The organism is Vibrio sp. Of14-4 (genome assembly GCF_022347625.1).
Lineage (GTDB): Bacteria > Pseudomonadota > Gammaproteobacteria > Enterobacterales > Vibrionaceae > Vibrio > Vibrio pristinus.
On record NZ_JAKRGI010000002.1, the window covers coordinates 76,669 to 92,985 of the forward strand.

The window sequence follows — 16,317 nt, forward strand, 5'->3', positions numbered from 1 at the left end:
CAATTCCTTGTGACTTCTTTAGACGAATTGCAAATGAGGGCTCCAAATGGAGCCCTGAAGGTTTAGGGTTGGCTATTGAACTTTGATAAAGCGATAGCGCTTGGTTTCAGAACAGATACCACCTGAAGTACAGACTTGGTATTCAACATTGATGCTGCCGTTATGGCGGAACTTATCAACGTAAGATGTGAACTCAGTCGCACCTACCACTTTACCGTCACGCTTCACTACGTAGTAGTCGTCCGTCGCATATTCCCATGCTAACTTGACTCGCGCTTTACCATTTGGCTGCTTATCACCAAATTGTAGTCTTAGTGGGAATGCATCGGTTTGACCACCTTCAATAGTGACCGTCTTGTTGGTCGAAGTCGCTGTGCCTGCGTCATCTGTTACTGTTAGAGTTACCACGTAATCACCTGCTGCTGCATAAGTATGGCTAACAACAGCACCAGACTTCGAGGTACCGTCACCAAGATCCCATTGGTAAGACACAATTTGGCCGTCGCTATCAGTACTTGTGCTAGTCAAATCGACTTTTTCACCTGTGACAACATAGTCAAACGACGCTACTGGTGGCACATTAGTACTGTCAGAACCATAGGAAGCCGTTAGACTTGCATCTGCATATTCTGAGTAACCGAATACATTGATTGTGTAACGCCCAGCCTCAGGATTTTCAATCACACAAATTTCATCAGATACAGAGTCACTCTTACAGATGTTCTGTTGCTGATTCGGTGCATAATCCAAACCAATATAGATATCTGGATCACCACTTGGGCCAGTCAACTCTACAGTGAATTTGTCTTGGCCCTCAGGCACCTCTATATCAAAGTAGGTCTTAGAGCCTGTTTCGCCTGCAACTCTTACTGATTCGCCATTTTCTAGGCGTTGATATTCTGGCTCTGGTGGTAGTGGTGGCTCAGCACAAGGTTCAACACCAACGATATCGAATGCTGCAACGACATCATCTGTACTGTAACCTAGGTCATTAGCTGCGTTTTTAACACCACAAGCGCCTTGCCAATAGTTGCTGTCTTCCGCCCAGTAGATCTGGTTTGCTAGTACAAACAATTCAAAGGCTTTTTTGGTATCCCAACCTTCTGTCGTAGCAATATGGTAGAAGGCTTTATTGAATACCCCTGAGCTGTAGTGAACATTCAGCCCATCGTAGTATTCAGATGCATGATTAATAGACACGCCATCACGAGATGGATCGTCCATGTAGCGCAGTGCACCTTCCTCTTTGAAAATGTCACGCCCAACCATCCAGTCATTGGTTCCTTTCATGAAGTACTCAGCAGCCTCACCAGCAATATCCGAGAAAGCTTCGTTCATGCCACCTGACTGATTAGCATAAATTAGACCCGAGTTCTGCTCTGTAAATCCATGGCTGACTTCATGAGCTGATACATCCAGACTGACAAGAGGATAGAATCGGCTTCCACCATCTCCAAATGTCATCGCTTGACCATCCCAGAAAGCGTTTTCATAACTGCTTCCGTAGTGAACGCGCATCATCAACTTAAATGTCAAAGGCGCAGTGTCAAACCAGTTTTTGTACATATCGAACACAACATTACCAAAGTAATGTGCGTCGTTTAGCGGTGAGTATGCGCCGTTAATTGATTTGTGCTCGTTACGTGGACACTCATATTTGTATGGTGTTGTGCCGTCAGTTGCCCCATCTAAATCAACGGTAACAACGTTTTCCGACTCCATGATGCAGTCAGTACCATCTTCTTGAACATCAAGATAGTGGTAGTCCGTGCCATACTCATACATACCCGTTTTTTCATTACCACCTGGGCCTGTACCAATCTCTGCGTGCGCGATACCTTCCCAACGTTTAATGATTTCACCACTATGAGCATCAAGCATAGTGAAAGGTCGGGATGGGTGTCCTTGGCCTTCAACTAAGTAAGAAACCACATAAATCAAGCGAGTTTTGTCGCCATCTTGGTAAACATAAAGCTTATCTTGCGTGTTGGATAACGACTTATCACCTGTTAGGCCAGTTTTAATGTCCTTACTTGCTAGCTCTAAGGCTCGAGCTCGATTGAAAGAAGGCTTAACAAACTTACGATCAACGCCTGTCATCTTGACATAGTTACCCTGAACCGACTTAAGCGCACCACCTCGGAAACTTTGCGTTGCATTTAGGTAGTGCCCCCAAACAGGTACACCCCAAATGTTTTGTTGAACCTTAACTTTGTGAATACCACGCTTCTGTATGTTGACCTGCTTTACCATTTTGAAGCTAGAGGAATTATCCACACCAAGCTGAGAGTTCAGCCCAGAAAAAGAAGTAAAGTTGATGGGTTTGCTCAGATAGACTGACTCACCGGCATGTGCTGACATTGAAAGAGCACTGGCTACGGCTACAGCCAATAGACGGTTGTCTAATTTCATTATGATTCTCCTTATCATGGCATTGATAAATGCCACTAGAACCATAACACTAATGATTAAAAAAAATACTACCCATTTTTAACATCAATTTAATAAATCAAACATGTGTACAATAAATTTAACTTATAATTTATAAAATCATACAGTAAAAATACAAATGTCTTGTTGTATCGATTTAATTACACAAAACGCAAAGGGATATTTGTATATAATATTAACTAATACAAATAAATGCTTCACCATAAGAGCAAATAAAATACCAATGCCAGAATAATTAACTAGTTATATGGATATTCAGATAGATTATATTGGGATATAAACAAATAATATAGTGACTCATTAACGATGATAAAACCCCTTGTAATAATATAATAAAAATTATATTAACTTAATTTTATGACATAAATCATAAATAAAACTGGATAAGTGAATGACATTATTCCATTTTTTTAGAATAAAAGAATTTAAATAAACCATACCTTTTTATCGTCTGTGTCTCTATAAAGAATAAATGACTTTTCGCAGTTTGAATTAGGTCATGCTGAACATAAAGTAGATCTAAAGTGCTAGGGCGAGAATTATCATGTTCGTATCAAGAGGTAAACCTCAGCAGAGTTTAAATGCTGCTGAGGTAGGGTATAGATTTGTTGAGAGTAATGACTAATTAACGTCCATATTTTGCCATTGCCGCTTGTTCTTTGGGTACAATGGTTTTTCCGATCGGTGCTAAAGAGATGTAGGCCAATTTCAGGTGTTGGAGAGCAAATGGAATCCCTATTATAGTTATAAAACAAGCGACCGCAGACATGATATGCCCAATGGCTAGCCACATTCCTGCAAATATAAACCAAATAACATTACCAATGAGCCCCAAAGTTCCAGTACCTATATCTTTTTGCTTGGTCAGTTCATCACGAGCAACAGCCTCGTGACCAAAAGGAAAAAAGGAAAACTTTCCTATAACAAAGCAGGCTCGCCCCCAAGGTATTCCCACTATACTGATAAACGCAAGTAGACCAAAGAACCACCACATTAGTCCCATCATGACTCCGCCCAGCACAAACCACAGAATATTACCTATCGTTCTTAACACCTGATTTTCTCCTCATCAAAACCCTAGCATCGGCTCTATTATCATTAATTATTCTGAATCGAGAATGAACATCAGAACAAAAATCATGATAAGCCTTGCCATACCGCTGTCACACCACTGATAGTACAAAGTAGCAGGGCTGCGAGACGAATTGTTTCTTTAGGTAAACTCTGAGTGGTTGCCAGTGCTAACTTGTAACCAAGCCAGCTTGCAGGAAGTAAAGGCACGGTTATCCATAAATGGTGGAATGTCAAAAAGCCAACTGGAACCTGAACAATTAAAGACATAGCTGAGCTAAAGACAAAAAACGCCGAGAGGTTTCCTCTGAGTTGATTCGCTTCTTGGTGTTGTAGTAATAATGCCATTGGGGGACCACCAATCCCTGAACTGGTGCCAAAAAAACCAGAGAAAAAGCCCGCTATCCCCATCCTTGATGAAGTAGGCTCGATACGAAATGGCAGTAGACTCACTCCGACAGCTAACAATACTAATAAACCCAACCATAAAGCTAAAATGTCAGTCGATACCATCACAAGCAGTAAACCACCAGCAACCGAACCGGGGACACGACCGATTAATGCCATTTTAAGCCCTCCTATTTCGACACTCTCTCTATGTTTGAGGGCATTGAGAATCGAAATGTATAGAGCAACTAAACATATAGGTGCTGGCACGTAATCTGGTGATATCAAAAAAAGTAAAGGCGCAGCAACGATAGCCAAACCAAAACCTATTGCTGTTTGAACGAATGAGCCCAAAAAAATCAAAAACGCCGCAATTAATGCTTCGCCGGTTATCCATTCACTGTACATATCGGTTAAGACTTTGTTAAATTAGAGTCTTTATCATACTCTAATTTTGTCGTTTAGCTCCTTCTCAAAAGTGAGTTTCTGACATTTATTTAACTTGATCATAATTAGAGTTCATCCAAGTGTTGCAGATAGTATTCCGCTTTTTGCAAAATTTTTCCTTGAGCATCATCGTCAAGATTGTCCCACGAACGATAAATCATGCCCACGCGAGGGTTTTGGGTGAGAAGCTCCCTGTGTTTATGCATAAAACGCCAGTACAAACTATTCAGTGGACAAGCATTAGGCTCTGACTTGCCTTTCACATCGTAGTGGCAGCTTTTACAATAGTCACTCATTCTATTGATGTAAGACCCACTCGCTGCGTAAGGTTTTGTTCCAACGATTCCACCATCGGCAAATAAAGCCATACCCCGTGTATTCGGCATTTCAACCCACTCGATTGCATCGACATAGATCCCTAAATACCAGTCATCGACTTGATCTGGTTCTATCTCAGTGAGAAGGCAGAAGTTTCCAGTTACCATTAAACGTTGGATGTGATGGGCATAAGCAAACTCTAGAGACTGACCAATCGCCTCTTTTACACATGACATTTTGGTATCACCTGACCAAAAATAGTCTGGTAGATCGCGACGAAACTGAAAGTGATTACGCTCAGCATAATCGGGCATATTGGCCCAATACACACCTCGAATGTACTCTCTCCAGCCCAAAATTTGGCGAATAAACCCCTCTACCTGAGCAATATCAACCTCAGAGTTCGCTTCATAGGCTGATAGTGCACTATCTATCACCTCTAATGGGTCTAACATCTTAGTATTCAGCGCAAAAGAAAGTCGGCTATGATACAGCGACCATTTAGCTTTGTGTTCTTTGGTCATTGCATCTTGAAAGCGGCCGAAGTTTGGTAGGCATATTGAGCAGAAGTGAGCTAAAAGCGTCAGGCTTTGATTGCGATTTATCGGCCATAAAAGCGGTCCAGACATGTGCCCTATGGTTTTAATTTTGTGTTCATCTATAGATTTCAATACCTCAGAAACATCGGTGCTAAAAAGTAAAGGCGAAGGTAGGGTCTCTATATCTGACGTTTTGAGCTTACTTCTGTTGCTGGCGTCGTAATTCCATTTCCCACCAACAGGTTTGTTCCCATCCATCAAAATGCCAAATTTCTTGCGCATCTTACGATAGAAATGTTCCATCATGATGTGTTTCCCTGTCGGAAAAAACTGTTCAATCTCATCATATGGCAACAGAAAGTGCTCAGTCTCGACACATTCAATATGACATTCCAAGAGAGTAAATCCCTTCAAAGCGCTCAATAGACGATATTCATCAGGCCTTTGATACTCAAACCGTGTCGCATCGGCTTTTTGCACGACAAATTGTATAAGATCAGTGATAGCCTCAAAGTCTTTGGTTTGATCAAGCCTTAAGTGCTCAACTTGATGCCCCATCTCTCGTAGTTCATTGGCAAAGGCCTCCATAGCGCAAAAAAATGCACAAACTTTTTGGACATGATGCTTAACATAGGTTGCTTCTGTATGAAGCTCAGCAATCACATATAAGACAGAGCTATCTGCTTTTTTAAACCATGAATGACGAGCGTTGAGTTGATCTCCCAGAATGAGACGAACGGTACGATACCCCATATTAGTTGTCTCCTTTAGCGGGTTCTATCGGCCAGTCCACCATATCTACTTGATCTAATTGTCTCATCACCGCTTTACCTTGCCATTTTTTGATAAAGGTTTCATCTGGGTCGTACATCTGAGTTTGCTTATCTAAATTGAACTGGCGAGATCCCCTCGGATCAGCTCCGACACCTGCCAGATATTGCCAGTTTCCCCAATTTGAAGCGACATCATAATCAATGAGCTGAGTTTCAAAATACGCTGCGCCATAACGCCAGTCGAGCTCAAGTTCATGAATCAAACAACTTGCTACCAACTGCCTACCGCGATTGGACATATATCCGGTCGCCTTCATCTGCTTCATACAAGCGTTAACAATAGGAAATTGTGTTTCGCCTTGTTTCCATTGCTGAAACCGATAACCGTAAAAGCTCGTTAACGGCGTCTGTCGGTTTATGCCCGAGAAATGAAACAAGCGTGCTCGCCACTTTCTCGCATACCATCGAAAGTACTCTCTCCAGAGTAGTTCAAAAAAAATCCAATAGGTTGAATCATTGGCACCTTGCTTACTCTCAAATTCTTTGAGTAAAATAAAAATTCTCTTTGGGCTTATGCATCCCAAAGCCAACCATGGTGAAAACTTTGTTGAAAATTCAATACCATCTAGCCCGTTACGATTCTGCTTATACTGCTTAGCCAAGTGACCCGAAAAATAGTGTTCACAATGAGCCATTCCTTCTTGCTCTCCACCTAAAAACTGCTTGCAAAGTCTTGATTGAAAAGCGTTTGAATCCATATAGCCTGACACGATTGGTGGTAATTCCGAAATTTTCGGCGTCAAGCCTATGGGAAGATGCTCTACTTTCTTTCTGAACTGAGTGAACGTGTTGGGCAGGTCTTGCAATGGAAAAGGTAATAATGCTTCACTAAATAGGTTATTTACCGGTAGCTGAGTGCAAATGAGTTGAGGGTATAGGCGGGATAATGATTCAACCGTACTCTGTTCATTAGACCCGGGGAACAAATCACAGTAGAAGTGGGTAACCCTATATTGTTTGATAAAATCCGAGAGTATATCGAAAGCTTCACCATGTAGAACGATAAGCTTCTGACCCAAACTGCCAAGTGTTTGGGATAAGGATGCGACACTCTGAGACAAGAAGGCTTGTCTCTGTTCACCCAATTCTCGCTCTTGTGAATATTGGCAAAGATACTGGTCCACACTAGGAAAACAATAAAAACAAATCAACCGATCCACTTCTCGAGAAGCTTTGAAAAGTAGATCATTGTCCTGAACTCTTAAATCACAATGAAACCAATATAGTCCAATCTTTTCACTCACTCTAGACTCTCCCATTTTGTCTTTAATGAGTGTTACGAAAAAATTCGTATTCAGGACTTATAGGGGGTGAAATTTCTATGAATTTCTTCTTCTCTCGATTCAAGTAATGCTAGCGCAGTCTCGTTGAAGATTTCCGATAACACTAATGTAGTCGAATGATTATGCCATGAGAACTTGGACAGACGTGCTATACCTTTTTCAAACTCATACCCTGAATCGAACTGATCAATTCCTCGGCTACACACTCCAAATTGATAGGGTCCTCGACTCACTGAGTCGCCAGTAAATAGTAGTTGTTCGCCAAGAGACCGCCCATCTAAGCCCAAAAACGCATTGATTGTCGACCTATCCGCAGAAAACAGATAGGACTTAGCCCAAACCAAAGGATACTCACCATCACACAGTATTACTTCACGGGCATAGAGAGGAGCTTCACTTTGTTGCGTAAGTTTTCTTATATTGAAATTTAAACACACAAACCTAAGAGCCTGAGTTAACGACCCTCTATACTTCATCATCTCAGGAACTATAGATGAGTCCATAATATTTATTTTCATACCACCACCATAGGTACGTCGGCAAATTTTGATACACCTTTATTAAAACAAGATAGATTAACACCGAAGGGTGAGTAACCTAGGCATAGATAGGGTTTGGGTTTAGGCACTCGTATTGTCTCAGGCAAAGATCGAATACTCACAGCATAGATTTTTATCTTGCTTTCAAGAATGGCAAAAAGTGCAACACAGCGTTGCTTTAAGTATTGATTAGAATATGTTATTTGACGATATCATGAATAAAAATCGTATACTATGAATTGGAACTTAAATGATCTTCCCGTATTTATCGCCGTTGTAAGGTCGGGCGGAATGTCAAAAGCTGCAGGACAGCTTGGTATACAAAAGTCCAGTGTCAGTCGTGCAATTTCTAGGCTTGAAGAGTCGCTGGAAATTAAGCTCATAGAGCGCAACACTCGCCATCTAAAACTTACATCAGATGGACAACAATTCTTCAATCAAGTGGAACCCTTAGTTAAAAACTTAAATCACATCAAACAACAGGTATACTCGCAAAGTCTTAAAGGACCTTTATCAATAGCGACTACGTTTGCTTTTTCACGTGAGATTTTATCGCCTAAGCTAACAACCTTTACTGAGCGTTATCCGGAGATAAGACTGTCTATCCGAAGTATGTCAAACAAAGCGCGCCTGCTTGAAGATAACTTTGATCTGGCTATTCAACTCGGAGATTTGGCACCTTCAGGCTTCTACGCTAAGACTCTAGTTACAGTCACCCTACTCTGGTTCTGTGCGCCCGATTATCTGCACGCAAACCCAGAGCTCAAACAGTCAACACCAGACACACTTTTACCACATGTTAACTTCTACCATGATCAAGAGAACAATCAGCCTGAGCTGTATATGAATGGCCTAGATGGCATCAAGCAGAAAGTTGTATTTCCACATGCGAATCAGCTTGACGATGTGCTAATGGTAAGAGATCTGGTCGCTTCTGGAAATGGGGTTTCTCTATTACCCGATATCTATTGTCGTCAGTTGTGCCGTGAAGGGAAGCTAATACAAATTGCGCAAGAAATTAGTGTTTTCCCTAAAGTGGCAATCTCAGCAGTTTATGCCAGTAAAATGACGCAATCACCGCGCTTGAAAGCCGTGATTCAATTTATGGAGGAAATCAGCCAAGAATATATAAGGCAATAATCTGAATGTGGTACTAATCAATCAAGCGCACCACAAGGGAGCCTGGCGCACGCACAGATTCAACATTATGACTAATCACCGTGCCTTGAGTCGGAGCACGGTAGGTATGAATTTCGTCACCAAAACTATTATATTGTGTTGCTAACACCTGCCCTGTTTCGACAGCCTCAAGCAAAGAAACATGGCAAATAACAAAGCCTCCTTGCTCTGCTCTTATACTTGTTATGCGACTCCCTTCAACACATGGTTTTTTCTGTTTATCAACTTGACCATCAATAATTTTATAGTGCTTACAAATGTTTAAGATCCCATGAGCAGCACGCTCTATCATGTTAATATCCGTATATCGACCAATGCCCACTTCAATCGTGATCGAGGGGATGCCCGCTTGGTTATACACGGTTTCCAAAATGCCCGGATCCCCGGGATCATTTAAGATAACATCTGGGCAAACTAGCCTTGCCATCTTAATCGCATCATCCAGTCTGTAATCCGCAAAGGCATACAGAGGATACGCTGAACCACTGGTTTGTGAATGAAGATCGATAGCCAGATCCGCATTGGGCTGAAGTAGGTTTTGCCAAAGGCTGTTGGCGTAACGATTAGCATCATCTCCGTTAGGACTACCAGGGAAGATACGATTGAGGTTTGCCGATGAACTATCAGGAGCCGCAGAATGAAAGTCTCGGCTGTGGCGAGCTATACCTGATAGGTTCACGGTAGGCACTATGGTAATACAACCTGTAATCGTTTGATTTTCCAGCACTCTTGCCAGTTTCTGAGCAGTCAAAATCCCGTTTTGTTCATCACCATGAATACCTGCGGTAATGACGATACGTTTACCAGGTTTACTACCTTTAAAAACTCTCACAGGCAAAGTTTGAGGGTGACCAATTGCATCAGTTGCAACAGCGAACCAAAACTTGTGTTCTCCTGGCTCTAAAGTATCAACATCTAATGTCTGTATAGTCGGATACATAGGCACTATGCATTCATTCAATGTTTTACTCATTCGATCACTACCTCATACATCCTGAGTACTCAAGCTTCATCATATGCTTGCTGGCGACGCATATTGTCCAAAATAATCCCTGTAGCCATAGCCACATTAAGTGATTCAGCCCCACCAAATAAGGGAATAGTAATTTTGTCAGTCACAAACTGCGCTGCGGCTTCACGAATACCATGAGATTCACTCCCCATCAGTAAAATACCCTGGCCTGAAAAACTTGTTTTGTGGACGCTATCACCTTGCAGAAATGCTCCATAAATAGGAACCTCAGACTGCTCAAGATATTCAGGCAAGTCAAGCTGCGTCACTGTCACTCGGCCAAAACTGCCCATAGTAGCGCTAATAGTTTTCGGATTGTACGGATCTGCGCAATCTCTACTCGCAACGATGTGCTTTATACCATACCAATCGGCAACACGGATTATGGTTCCCAAATTTCCTGGATCAGAAACACCATCTAGTCCAATAATAACTCCCTCTGCTTTAGGTACCTTGGTATCCGGTATCTCAACAACTGCAATCGCAGCATTATTGCTCACGAGAGTACTGACTTTGGTAAGTTCATCTTCCGTTGCTTGCACACACTCAAAACGATTAAGCTCATCGTGATAAGAGGCCAGAAAACCTGCCGTTGCAAAAATATGCTTGGTTTTTAAGTTACTGTTTGCTAACTCGAGTACGTTTTTTTCTCCTTGGACTAAAAACAGTCCCTGAGCTTTACGCTGTTTTTTCTGGCCTAAAGCACGCAAAAGTTTGAGCTGATTTTTCGAAATCATAATAAATCCAAGGTAAAAGGGTAAAAAAACACCCTTATTAAAAACGTGCGAGATTATAGAGTAAAGCTCTGGTTAGCTAAAGTGCTTAGCAAATATTCGCTCAGTTCCAGCGAAGAATACGCACCTCATTGCCCTCTTCTGGTTTGGCTGGAATATTCAAAGATAGAATCAGGGATACACCTGCCATTATCGCCCCGATGTAGAAAACAGCCGCAGGAGATACAAGCCAAATAAAGCCAAAAGATACGGGAATGAATACCGCCGCTATATGATTAATAGTAAAAGAAACACCTGCGGTAGAGGCCATATCTGCAGGATCAGCTATTTTTTGCAAGTACGTTTTTATAGCCAATGCTAAAGCAAAAAACAAATGATCGATAACATACAAAGCTGCCGCCCACTGGGCACTCTGCACTAAGGCATAACCCACAAAGACACCAATGAGACCAATGTATTCAAACATCAAGGCCTTACGTTCACCCACTTTTCCAATATAGCGACCAATCTTTTTAGCAAATAAGAAGTTAAACAAATAATTGATTAAAAATAGCAGAGTAATATCAGCAGCCGTGTAACCAAATCGTTCAACCATCAAAAATCCTGCAAATACAGTGAATATTTGTCTTCGGGCGCCACTCATAAAAGTTAAGGCGTAATACAACCAATATCGTTTTCTCAATACTAGCTTTTTGTTTTGCTGAACCTCGGTTTGAAACTGGGGAAATACCAAGGCCATCCACGCCACAAGTGCAAAACCTATCCCCCCGAAAATAAGATAAACCCATTGGTAATCCAGACTAAAAACTTCCAAACAGACCCAAAGCGCACCATAGGTAAATAAAGATGCAAGGGCACCAATTGAAATAAACTTACCCAGCATTTCTGGCGCTTCATCTTTTGACAACCATTGCAGAGACAAAGACTGCTTCAGCGTTTCAAAATAATGAAAACCTGTCGACATGAGAAGTGTGGTGAAAAGTAACCCAAATAGAGACGGAAAGAACCCCGTAATCGCGGTGCCTAAGGTCAAGGCGCCAAGTGCAAACAAAATGAACTTTTGCTCTCGAATGAACACCAGAACAAAGACAGCTGTGAACGCCAGAAAGCCAGGGATCTCACGTACACTTTGCAGCAATCCAATATCTGAACCATCAAAATTCGCACGCTCAACAACAAAGTTGTTGAGCAGCGCCATCCAACTAGAAAACGCAATCGGCACAACAATAGAGATAATAATTAAGAAATTCTGAGGAGTTTTCCAGCTAGAGTGATGAGTCATGATTAAGTCCTTTTAAACCAGTAGGCTTAGCTTAAATCCGTCCAAACCAATAGACAAATTTATTTACAATTAATTCACCAAGAAAAATTAAATTGCATAACTCTCAGTTGCATAAACTCACGAAAACATTAAGGTCTCCCAATCCTTGGGTAAAATCTAGCACACCCCTGTACGATAAATGAGCATTCTAAACTTTGACTAGGTCGATTTATAATTATAATATCATCAATAAGGACATCATTTTGTTGGAGGCTAGATGGAACTAAAGGAAGAGGATCATTCAGATCGTCTCTCGAATCCTTCTTCGGAGAAAGGTTTTACATCGATCAACAGTACTGATGCCCTTGCGATGCTAGAGCATGGCGGCGAGCTAACCGTCACTATAACGACACCTGTTGGCCGTGCGTTTAGTTGCAAAACACTATTCATTGGCGCTCACTCACACAACCTTATCCTAGCCGAACTGCCAAATTTGTCTCTCGAAGATACAGGATTTTTCTTCCAGTCAGGTTTTTGGGCAACAATCAGGGCGATTTCACCGCGTGGTGAAGGTGCCTTAGTGTCATTCAAAACACAACTAGAATACGTTTTACACAGCCCAATCCCAATCGTGGCATTTAATATTCCAAATACTATGCAGGTGAATCAACTGCGTAGGGAGCCGAGGTATAACCTCGACCTTCCCGCAAGCGTGAAATGTCAGGGAATAAAAATGGAATGTCAAATGCGAGACTTGTCTGTCCATGGCTGTCGTTTTGTCACATCACCTTTAAGCAAAGCTTTTCAAGTCGGCGATGAAATTACAGTCTGCATTCACGAAGCATTGGCGAAAAAACACCAGTTCCAGTCAATGTCTGGACATGTCCGTAATTCCCAAAGTTCAATCCACTATGCTAGTTATGGCGTAGAATTTGATGAAAAAGGCATTGAGGGCTCCAAGCTTCTGCTATCCAAGCTCAAATTTAGCGGCAACAAACTTATCCTCAGATAGGCTTGTCGCTCTGCACTAAACATAAACTAGGTGCGATATTGAATAAGTGTGTCTGACAAGGACTCTGACGCCTTGGTTAGATTACTGATACCAATTGATGATTGTTCAGCCACTTCACGAATCGTATTCGCTGTAGAGCGGATATCACTCAGCTCAGAAGCGATATTATTAACAACCGTGCTTTGCTGCTCAGCAGACGTTGAGATTTGAATGTTCATATCCATGAGTGACTGTGCAGAATTGAAAATTGAACGTATGTCATCGCCAACCTCTTGGGTCATTTGACTGCTTGTCCGTGCTTGTTCAACCGTTTTCTGAGTGATATGAGCAATATTACCACTTTCAGATTGTAGCTTTTCGATCATTGATTGAATTTCAATGGTTGCTGATTGTGTACTGCCGGCAAGTGCACGGACTTCATCTGCGACTACAGCAAAGCCACGACCTTGCTCTCCTGCTCTTGCCGCTTCAATCGCTGCGTTTAACGCCAATAAGTTGGTCTGCTCAGACACCCTATTAATCGTAGTAATGACTTCATGAATCTCGGCCGTCTTTTTGTTCAGAGCTTCTACCGATTGAGAGGATTGCTCAATATAACCCAAAAGCTGGTCTATCTGAGCAATGGTAAGTTGAACACGCTTTTGGCTTTGCTCAATGTGCTGCATGTCACTTTCCGTTCTATGCATTGCTTGCTGGGCTATGCTAGAGACTTCTTTCGCAGACGCCGTCATTTCTTCCATCGCCGTAGCAACCGAATCTAAAGAAGTATATTGATAATGAATCTGATCCTCACTGAGCTTGGCTTCTTGCTCAAAACATGCTGATGTTTCACTTAAAGTATCGGTATTGGCCTTAACCTTGTTCACGAGATCAGTTAGCGTATCCATAGCATCATCTAACGCACAACCGATAGTACCAAACTCATCGCGCCCTGGGTGGAAACCCAAACGGGAGGTTAGATCTCCAGCCGCTATTTTTTGCGTTGTAGTATGCAAAACCCATAGCGCACCGCCAATAAAAGTCGCGGTCCAATAGGAAAAAAGAGCAAAAGGTACCAGCCAAATACCCGCCCACATAAAATCATATATAGCTCGGGAGCGCGCTTGACGATCCTGTGCTTGATTATCAAATGTGAGTTGGTAAATCGAACCATCAGAGGTTTTTTTAGATACAGTTGCGACGCCATTTTTATATCTAGGCTCACTAACAAGTTCAACCTTACTAATATCAACTTGACTCTCTATGGAATTGACAGGTACTGCATGAATGATGGCATCCAGTCGCTGATGTGCAATCTCAATCGCCCGAGATTCTATTTGCTGCAATTGCGAATAAAACCCGTTCCCAGCAATACTTCCTATGGCCACTAAAAAAAGAACGAACAGTATCCATACTTTGTCGTTGATAGACATTTTTATGAACAATTTATCTATCGTTCTAAATTTGACTTCTTTCATCTTAATTCACTCGTCCTATTATTGGTCATTTCAATATGAGATATCGATTTTTTGAGCTACCGAACTATAAGATTGATTTATGAGATTAGAATCAAGCATCAATTGAAAGATGAACCTATTGAATTGTTATTTATGAGATCTAAGGCTTTGTTATACAAATCATCGTACTGCAATCAGTAGTTTGATGTAACTCACATATACAACTAGAAGAGTATTTGTCTTCAAAAAGAGTATGATGCAGAATGAGTGACGTTTTTAAATCGTCTACAAGGGCAAGGAATGCAAATTAAAGTAGATAAATTAAATCACCCTAAAGTGATAAAACTCCTTGAAGAACACATGGAAGATATGAATGCTACATCACCACCGGAGAGCGTTCATGCATTGGATCAAAAAGAATTGCAACAACAAGGCACCATAGTTTGGACAAGTTGGAAAGAAGATGAATTACTAGGGTGCGCCGCGATCAAGCCCATCTCTAACTCACATGTCGAATTAAAATCAATGCGCACTGCTGAAAAGGCACGTAATCAGGGGGTCGCATCCGCATTATTGTCACATATCATCGTTCAAATGAAGAATGATGGATACCAGCGTATTAGCCTAGAGACTGGATCCATGTCATTTTTCAAACCAGCAAGAGAGCTGTACAAAAAATTCGGCTTTAAGTACTGCTCTCCCTTTGCAAACTATCAACCCGACCCTAACAGTAACTTTATGACCTTAGAGCTAAACTGTTAACCGTAAAGCTAAGTGATGATAACTATACCTGCTTAATCTTTTGTCTTTTCCGAGTAAGTTGAGCAGGTGAAAATCCAGTCACTAACATAGTCCCCGATAGAACTAGAAATGTACCCAAAAAGGTATTTAGTCCTAAAGGTTCCCCTAAAATAAGGGCGCCCCATAGAATACCGAATACGGGCACCAAAAATGTCACTGACAAGGCAGAAGAGGCGCCTTCATCAACAACTAATCTAAAGTAAAGTAAATAGGCTACACCCGTACACAGAACTCCTAACACCAATACCGACCACATTTCTGCTATAGAAGGCTCTCCTTGCATAGGTACAAAAGGAAGTAAAGGCAGAATCCAAAGCATCGCAGCCCACATGTTGCCATGCGCATTGTCAAAGGCATCAATACGTGGCGCTGTTTTGGTATAGTTGGTTGCTACACCATAACTGCAAGCAGCCATCATACCTGCTGCAATAGGCAATATAGCATCTATACCTATGTTAACTGCATCTAGACCAACCAATACAATGACTCCAGTGACTCCCATCCCCATGCCAATTAACGCTTTAGGTGTCAAAATAGCTTTGTGCCAAAAAACACCTATTAAAGCTCCCCAGATCGCCGCCGTAGAGTTAAGCACCGCAAGAGTTGAGGCGTTAAGGGTTTGAACTGCATAGGCGAACAATAAGAATGGTAGTGCTGAATTCAATAAGCCTATAATCATGAAATGCTTAAAGTTAACCCAAAAAGCTAGCTTTTTTCGCAAATAAATAGAAACCAGAAATAAACTAAGCCCGGCAAAACCAACTCTAAACTCAATCAGAAATGCTGGGCCAAAGGTAAAAGTCGAAATCTTCATGAAGAGAAAAGAACTGCCCCAAATGGCAGCAAGACAAATTAAGCGTAAAAAGCTCGCTGTAGACATTGGTTACCTCGCTATTGTTTTCGCCTAATGTGAGCGAATTAGCGATAATAATCAATCAAAAGTTATGATTTATTAATAAATGTAAATCAAGAAGGTAGGTTTGTAACATTGTAAATGTTTGGTAATAAAAGCAT

Annotated in this window: 14 protein-coding genes; 3 read left to right on the forward strand and 11 right to left on the reverse strand. The window is 41.6% G+C overall.

Annotated features, from left to right (window positions below; all coding sequences use genetic code 11):
- Positions 1–72 precede the first annotated feature (72 nt).
- The 6 genes from MHN79_RS02575 to MHN79_RS02600 all read right to left on the reverse strand — a co-directional run bounded on the left by MHN79_RS02575 (position 73) and on the right by MHN79_RS02600 (position 7,847).
- Positions 73–2,412, reverse strand: a complete 2,340-nt coding sequence (locus tag MHN79_RS02575; RefSeq protein WP_160928671.1) for a M4 family metallopeptidase — start codon at positions 2,410–2,412, stop codon at positions 73–75.
- Positions 2,413–3,076: 664 nt separating this feature from the next.
- Positions 3,077–3,505 (reverse strand): YccF domain-containing protein, encoded by a 429-nt coding sequence (locus MHN79_RS02580; RefSeq protein WP_343283923.1) that lies wholly within the window; start codon positions 3,503–3,505, stop codon positions 3,077–3,079.
- 83 nt (positions 3,506–3,588) lie between these two features.
- Positions 3,589–4,317, reverse strand: coding sequence for a sulfite exporter TauE/SafE family protein (locus MHN79_RS02585; protein ID WP_239171586.1), 729 nt, complete (start codon positions 4,315–4,317; stop codon positions 3,589–3,591).
- A gap of 104 nt (positions 4,318–4,421) precedes the next feature.
- Positions 4,422–5,966 (reverse strand): cryptochrome/photolyase family protein, encoded by a 1,545-nt coding sequence (locus MHN79_RS02590; protein ID WP_239171587.1) that lies wholly within the window; start codon positions 5,964–5,966, stop codon positions 4,422–4,424.
- A 1-nt stretch (position 5,967) separates the two neighbouring features.
- Positions 5,968–7,290: a DASH family cryptochrome gene (locus tag MHN79_RS02595; protein ID WP_239171588.1), complete on the reverse strand. Its 1,323-nt coding sequence runs from the start codon at positions 7,288–7,290 to the stop codon at positions 5,968–5,970.
- Positions 7,291–7,340: 50 nt separating this feature from the next.
- Positions 7,341–7,847: a chorismate lyase gene (locus tag MHN79_RS02600; RefSeq protein WP_239171589.1), complete on the reverse strand. Its 507-nt coding sequence runs from the start codon at positions 7,845–7,847 to the stop codon at positions 7,341–7,343.
- A 255-nt stretch (positions 7,848–8,102) separates the two neighbouring features.
- Here MHN79_RS02600 and MHN79_RS02605 point away from each other — a divergent pair, with 255 nt between their 5' ends.
- The gene (locus MHN79_RS02605) at positions 8,103–9,008 is read left to right on the forward strand and encodes a LysR family transcriptional regulator (protein ID WP_275435929.1); all 906 of its coding nucleotides are present in this window, start codon (positions 8,103–8,105) and stop codon (positions 9,006–9,008) included.
- Positions 9,009–9,021: 13 nt separating this feature from the next.
- Here the strand turns inward: MHN79_RS02605 and MHN79_RS02610 are convergent, their stop codons facing one another.
- The 3 genes from MHN79_RS02610 to MHN79_RS02620 form a co-directional block, all read right to left on the reverse strand.
- Positions 9,022–10,020: a succinylglutamate desuccinylase/aspartoacylase family protein gene (locus MHN79_RS02610; protein WP_239171591.1), complete on the reverse strand. Its 999-nt coding sequence runs from the start codon at positions 10,018–10,020 to the stop codon at positions 9,022–9,024.
- A gap of 29 nt (positions 10,021–10,049) precedes the next feature.
- Complete coding sequence (locus MHN79_RS02615; RefSeq protein ID WP_239171592.1) at positions 10,050–10,796, reverse strand: RNA methyltransferase; 747 nt, start codon at positions 10,794–10,796, stop codon at positions 10,050–10,052.
- Between the two features lie 100 nt (positions 10,797–10,896).
- Complete coding sequence (locus MHN79_RS02620) at positions 10,897–12,075, reverse strand: MFS transporter (RefSeq protein WP_239171593.1); 1,179 nt, start codon at positions 12,073–12,075, stop codon at positions 10,897–10,899.
- Between the two features lie 256 nt (positions 12,076–12,331).
- Between MHN79_RS02620 and MHN79_RS02625 the strand changes: the two genes are divergently transcribed.
- Positions 12,332–13,066, forward strand: coding sequence for a PilZ domain-containing protein (locus tag MHN79_RS02625; protein ID WP_239171594.1), 735 nt, complete (start codon positions 12,332–12,334; stop codon positions 13,064–13,066).
- A 26-nt stretch (positions 13,067–13,092) separates the two neighbouring features.
- On the opposite strand, the gene MHN79_RS02630 is transcribed toward MHN79_RS02625, so the two are convergent.
- Positions 13,093–14,523, reverse strand: coding sequence for a methyl-accepting chemotaxis protein (locus MHN79_RS02630; protein ID WP_239171595.1), 1,431 nt, complete (start codon positions 14,521–14,523; stop codon positions 13,093–13,095).
- A 279-nt stretch (positions 14,524–14,802) separates the two neighbouring features.
- Between MHN79_RS02630 and MHN79_RS02635 the strand changes: the two genes are divergently transcribed.
- A complete protein-coding gene (locus MHN79_RS02635) occupies positions 14,803–15,264 on the forward strand; it encodes a GNAT family N-acetyltransferase (RefSeq protein ID WP_239171596.1) in 462 nt (153 codons plus the stop codon).
- Positions 15,265–15,286: 22 nt separating this feature from the next.
- On the opposite strand, the gene MHN79_RS02640 is transcribed toward MHN79_RS02635, so the two are convergent.
- The gene (locus MHN79_RS02640; protein WP_239171597.1) at positions 15,287–16,183 is read right to left on the reverse strand and encodes a DMT family transporter; all 897 of its coding nucleotides are present in this window, start codon (positions 16,181–16,183) and stop codon (positions 15,287–15,289) included.
- Positions 16,184–16,317: the final 134 nt, after the last annotated feature.

Excerpts from the sequence above, each read along its gene's own strand:
- MHN79_RS02575 (WP_160928671.1), bottom strand. The coding sequence starts at position 2,412 with ATGAAATTAGACAACCGTCTATTGGCTGTAGCCGTAGCCAGTGCTCTT.
- MHN79_RS02585 (WP_239171586.1), bottom strand. The coding sequence starts at position 4,317 with ATGTACAGTGAATGGATAACCGGCGAAGCATTAATTGCGGCGTTTTTG.
- MHN79_RS02590 (WP_239171587.1), bottom strand. The coding sequence starts at position 5,966 with ATGGGGTATCGTACCGTTCGTCTCATTCTGGGAGATCAACTCAACGCT.
- MHN79_RS02600 (WP_239171589.1), bottom strand. The coding sequence starts at position 7,847 with ATGAAAATAAATATTATGGACTCATCTATAGTTCCTGAGATGATGAAG.
- MHN79_RS02605 (WP_275435929.1), top strand. The coding sequence starts at position 8,103 with ATGAATTGGAACTTAAATGATCTTCCCGTATTTATCGCCGTTGTAAGG.
- MHN79_RS02610 (WP_239171591.1), bottom strand. The coding sequence starts at position 10,020 with ATGAGTAAAACATTGAATGAATGCATAGTGCCTATGTATCCGACTATA.
- MHN79_RS02615 (WP_239171592.1), bottom strand. The coding sequence starts at position 10,796 with ATGATTTCGAAAAATCAGCTCAAACTTTTGCGTGCTTTAGGCCAGAAA.
- MHN79_RS02620 (WP_239171593.1), bottom strand. The coding sequence starts at position 12,075 with ATGACTCATCACTCTAGCTGGAAAACTCCTCAGAATTTCTTAATTATT.
- MHN79_RS02625 (WP_239171594.1), top strand. The coding sequence starts at position 12,332 with ATGGAACTAAAGGAAGAGGATCATTCAGATCGTCTCTCGAATCCTTCT.
- MHN79_RS02630 (WP_239171595.1), bottom strand. The coding sequence starts at position 14,523 with ATGAAAGAAGTCAAATTTAGAACGATAGATAAATTGTTCATAAAAATG.
- MHN79_RS02635 (WP_239171596.1), top strand. The coding sequence starts at position 14,803 with ATGCAAATTAAAGTAGATAAATTAAATCACCCTAAAGTGATAAAACTC.
- MHN79_RS02640 (WP_239171597.1), bottom strand. The coding sequence starts at position 16,183 with ATGTCTACAGCGAGCTTTTTACGCTTAATTTGTCTTGCTGCCATTTGG.